This window comes from Kitasatospora sp. Root107 (assembly GCF_001424875.1).
Taxonomy (GTDB): domain Bacteria; phylum Actinomycetota; class Actinomycetes; order Streptomycetales; family Streptomycetaceae; genus Kitasatospora.
Genome location: NZ_LMCT01000030.1, coordinates 13,285 through 15,192, shown reverse-complemented (window position 1 = coordinate 15,192; position 1,908 = coordinate 13,285). Strand labels below are relative to the sequence as shown.

At 73.4% G+C, this 1,908-nt stretch carries 2 protein-coding genes; both read left to right on the top strand.

Annotation, left to right across the window (positions count from 1 at the left end; genetic code table 11):
* The first annotated feature begins 562 nt into the window (after nucleotides 1–562).
* The gene (locus tag ASC99_RS39805; RefSeq protein WP_369825158.1) at nucleotides 563–1,735 is read left to right on the top strand and encodes a phosphopantetheine-binding protein; all 1,173 of its coding nucleotides are present in this window, start codon (nucleotides 563–565) and stop codon (nucleotides 1,733–1,735) included.
* On the top strand, nucleotides 1,732–1,908 hold a 177-nt coding region (locus ASC99_RS42195; protein ID WP_162257915.1), incomplete at its 3' end, for an acyl carrier protein. The genes ASC99_RS39805 and ASC99_RS42195, both read left to right, overlap by 4 nt.

The window sequence follows — 1,908 nt, the reverse complement described above, 5'->3', positions numbered from 1 at the left end:
GCGGGCACCGGATCGAGTGCGGCGAGATCGAGGCGGTGATCGGCCGGCACCCCGGTGTGGAGTCCGCCGTGGTGGTCAAGTCCACCGACGAGAGCGGCAGCGCCAAGCTGCTCGGCTTCGTGGTGCCCGACCGCACGGACGGCTCGCTGCTGCTGACCGGTACGGCCGACCCGGCCGAGACCGCCCGATGTCGCCAGGCCCTGGACGCGACCGCCCTGCTGCCCGCCCCTGGTCCCGACCGCACCGAACTGCGCGCCGCCTGGGCGGCGTTGGACCAGGTGTACGTGGCAGCGGCGGCCACCGCCTTCCGGGCGCTCGGCCTGCCGCACACCCCGGGCGAGCGCTTCGACCCGGCCGCCGCCCTGGCCGCCGGGGTGGCCCCGCGCTACGAACGCTGGCTGGCCCGCGCGGTCGGCGTGCTGTGCGAGCACGGACTGCTGCGCCGGACGTCCGAGGGCCTGGAGGTGGCCAGGACCTTCCCCGCGCTGATCACCGATCAGGTCGCGGCCGGCGCCCGGGAGGCGCTGCGGACCACTCTTGAGGTCCCGGACGACCTGATCGACTGGATGCTGTCGCTGGCCGGCGGCCTGGCGGACATCCTCACCCAGTCCCTGCACTCCGCCGAGCTGTACGCCTCCGACCGCACCCCCGAGGTCTACGCCCGGCTGTTCGGGCCCGCCTACGCCGTGGCCACCGAGGCCGTCCGCCGACTGGTGGCCGACTGGCCCGCCGACCGGCCGCTGCGCGTCCTCGCCACCTGCTGCCGCTGCTGCCGGCCGACCGCACGGACTACCTGTTCACCGACATCTCGCCGTACTTCACCGACCGGGCCCGCGAGGTCTTCGGCGGCTACGAGTTCCTCCGGCCCGGCCTGTTCAACCTCGACCAGGCACCCGAACTCCAGGGCCACGAGGGCCTGTCGGCCGACCTGGTGATCGCGGCGAGCGTGCTGCACGACATCCGCCGGATCGGCCCCGGCCTGGACACCCTGCGCTCCGTGCTGGCCCCCGGCGGAACGCTGCTGATGGTCGAACAGACCGCCTTCCGCCCGTGGTTCGACCTCACGATGGGCCTCCAGCAGGGCTTCGACGGGTACGAGGACACCGAACTCCGGGGCTGGGGACACCCGTTGCTCGACCTCGAGCAGTGGGCGGACCTGCTCGGCAGCACCGGCTTCGGCGGGAGCACCGTCCTGACCCGGCCGGCGGACGGCCCGGCCTCGGTCGGTTTCGACGTGATCGCCGCCCAGGGGCCGCTGACCACCCGTCGGTTCGACCGCGAGGCGCTCCGGGAGTACACGGCCGAGCGGCTGCCCAAGCACATGGTCCCGACCCGGCTGCTCGCGCTGGACCGGCTCCCGCTCAGCCGCACCGGAAAGGTCGACCGGGGTACCCTGGCGAAGGCCGGGGCCCGGCGGACCGGCCGCAGCCGGGCCGCCCAACCGCCGACCACGGACCGTCAGTTGAAGATCGTCGAGATCTACCGCGCAGTGCTCGGCCTGAGCCAGGTCGACCTCGCGGACGACTTCCTGGAGGCCGGCGGCGACTCGCTGCTGGCAGCCAGGATCTCGGCGGCCCTGCAGCGGGCCTTCGGCGCCGAGGTCCCGGTCGGGGTCATCCTGCAGCACCCCACCGTGGCCGCACTCGACAGCTGGCTGGAGCCGATCCTCGGCCCGGCCGCACCCCTGGACGACCAGCCCGACACCGGCACCGTCGAAAGCGAGGAGGCGGCATGACCCGGCAGCAACTGACCGACTGGCTAAGGGAGTACCTGGCGGATCTGCTCGACGTCACCCCCGAGCAGATCGGCACTGACATCCCGCTGGAGCAGCTCGGCGTCGACTCCGCCACCACCCTGGTGCTGGTTCTTCCGGCCCGCCGGCCCCGTACAGGTCCTGGACACGTATAC